The sequence below is a fragment of the Vreelandella populi genome (assembly GCF_003989825.1).
GTDB classification, from domain to species: domain Bacteria; phylum Pseudomonadota; class Gammaproteobacteria; order Pseudomonadales; family Halomonadaceae; genus Vreelandella; species Vreelandella populi.
This window is the reverse complement of record NZ_RZHE01000001.1, coordinates 1-2,936: the sequence shown is the minus strand read 5'-3', so window position 1 is coordinate 2,936 and position 2,936 is coordinate 1. Positions and strand designations below refer to the sequence as shown.

The following is a 2,936-nucleotide window of genomic DNA, read 5'->3' as shown; positions in this document are numbered from 1 at the left end:
TCCAGACTCCTTCGGGTTATAGGGTCAAGCAATGAAGCGCACACGGTGGATGCCTAGGCAGCCAGAGGCGATGAAAGACGTGGTAGCCTGCGATAAGGTTCGGTGAGGTGGCAACAACCTGTGACCCGGACATCTCTGAATGGGGAAACCCACTGACCATAAGGTCAGTATCGTGCCCTGAATACATAGGGGTACGAGGCGAACCAGGGGAACTGAAACATCTAAGTACCCTGAGGAAAAGAAATCAACCGAGATTCCCCTAGTAGCGGCGAGCGAACGGGGACCAGCCCTTAAGCATGTGACTGATTAGACGAACAGGTTGGGAAGCCTGGCCGTAGCGGGTGATAGCCCCGTAGTCGAAAATCTGATCATGTGAAATCGAGTAGGTCGGGGCACGAGAAACCTTGACTGAAGACGGGGGGACCATCCTCCAAGGCTAAATACTCCTGGCTGACCGATAGTGAACCAGTACCGTGAGGGAAAGGCGAAAAGAACCCCGGAGAGGGGAGTGAAATAGATCCTGAAACCGTGTGCGTACAAGCAGTAGGAGCAGACTTGTTCTGTGACTGCGTACCTTTTGTATAATGGGTCAGCGACTTATATTCAGTGGCGAGGTTAACCGTTTAGGGGAGCCGTAGGGAAACCGAGTCTTAACTGGGCGACACAGTCGCTGGATATAGACCCGAAACCGAGCGATCTATCCATGAGCAGGGTGAAGGTTGAGTAACATCAACTGGAGGCCCGAACCAGGATCTGTTGAAAAAGATTTGGATGACTTGTGGATCGGAGTGAAAGGCTAATCAAGCTCGGAGATAGCTGGTTCTCCTCGAAAGCTATTTAGGTAGCGCCTCACGTAGTACCGCCGGGGGTAGAGCACTGTTTCGGCTAGGGGGTCATCCCGACTTACCAACCCGAGGCAAACTCCGAATACCGGTGAGTAGCGCGTGGGAGACACACGGCGGGTGCTAACGTCCGTCGTGAAAAGGGAAACAACCCAGACCGTCAGCTAAGGTCCCGAAATCCTGGTTAAGTGGGAAACGATGTGGGAAGGCTCAGACAGCTAGGAGGTTGGCTTAGAAGCAGCCATCCTTTAAAGAAAGCGTAATAGCTCACTAGTCGAGTCGGCCTGCGCGGAAGATGTAACGGGGCTAAACCAGGTACCGAAGCTACGGGTTCATCCTATGGATGAGCGGTAGAGGAGCGTCGTGTAAGCCGATGAAGGTGGATTGAGAAGTCTGCTGGAGGTATCACGAGTGCGAATGCTGACATGAGTAACGATAAAGGGAGTGAAAAACTCCCTCGCCGGAAGACCAAGGTTTTCTGTTCGATGCTAATCAGAGCAGAGTGAGTCGGCCCCTAAGGCGAGGCGGAAACGCGTAGTCGATGGGAAACGGGCTAATATTCCCGTACCGGACATAATTGCGATGGGGGGACGGAGAAGGCTAGGTGAGCCAGGCGTTGGTTGTCCTGGTGAAAGTCAGTAGGCTTGCGTCTTAGGTAAATCCGGGACGCTTCAAGGCCGAGAGACGAGACGAACTGACCACGGTCAGGAAGTCATTGATGCCACGCTTCCAGGAAAAGCCTCTAAGCTTCAGATTATGTGCGACCGTACCCCAAACCGACACAGGTGGTCAGGGTGAGAATCCCAAGGCGCTTGAGAGAACTCGGGTGAAGGAACTAGGCAAAATGGTGCCGTAACTTCGGGAGAAGGCACGCCGGCGTAGCGTAAAGGAACTTGCTTCCCTAGCGCGAACCGGTCGAAGATACCAGGTGGCTGCAACTGTTTAGTAAAAACACAGCACTCTGCTAACGCGCAAGCGGACGTATAGGGTGTGACGCCTGCCCGGTGCCGGAAGGTTAAATGATGGTGTTAGGATTCGTCCGAAGCTCTTGATTGAAGCCCCGGTAAACGGCGGCCGTAACTATAACGGTCCTAAGGTAGCGAAATTCCTTGTCGGGTAAGTTCCGACCTGCACGAATGGCGTAATGATGGCCACGCTGTCTCCACCCGAGACTCAGTGAAATTGAAATCGCCGTGAAGATGCGGTGTACCCGCGGCTAGACGGAAAGACCCCGTGAACCTTTACTATAGCTTCACACTGGACGCTGATGTTGCCTGTGTAGGATAGCTGGGAGGCTTTGAACCTCGGACGCCAGTTCGAGGGGAGCCAACCTTGAAATACCAGCCTGGCATCATTGGCGTTCTCACTCAGGTCCGTTATCCGGATCGAGGACAGTGTGTGGTGGGTAGTTTGACTGGGGCGGTCTCCTCCCAAAGAGTAACGGAGGAGCACGAAGGTACCCTCAGCACGGTCGGACATCGTGCAGTGAGTGCAAGAGCATAAGGGTGCTTGACTGCGAGACAGACACGTCGAGCAGGTGCGAAAGCAGGTTCTAGTGATCCGGTGGTTCTGTATGGAAGGGCCATCGCTCAACGGATAAAAGGTACTCCGGGGATAACAGGCTGATACCGCCCAAGAGTTCACATCGACGGCGGTGTTTGGCACCTCGATGTCGGCTCATCACATCCTGGGGCTGAAGTCGGTCCCAAGGGTATGGCTGTTCGCCATTTAAAGTGGTACGCGAGCTGGGTTTAGAACGTCGTGAGACAGTTCGGTCCCTATCTGCCGTGGGCGTTGGATGTTTGAGAAGAGCTGCTCCTAGTACGAGAGGACCGGAGTGGACGACCCTCTGGTGTTCCGGTTGTCACGCCAGTGGCATTGCCGGGTAGCTATGGTCGGACGGGATAACCGCTGAAAGCATCTAAGCGGGAAGCCCCCTTCAAGATGAGACATCCCTGAGGCCTAGAGCCTCCTGAAGGGCCCAGCGAGACCAGCTGGTTGATAGGCACGGTGTGGACGCACTGCAAGGTGTTGAGCTAACGTGTACTAATGGCCCGTGAGGCTTGACCCTATAACACCCAAGGGGTCTGGTCG

Annotated in this window: 1 rRNA gene; it reads left to right on the top strand. The window is 54.5% G+C overall.

Annotated features, from left to right (window positions below):
* Positions 1-22 precede the first annotated feature (22 nt).
* Positions 23-2,913 (top strand): 23S ribosomal RNA (locus tag ELY25_RS00005).
* Positions 2,914-2,936 lie beyond the last annotated feature (23 nt).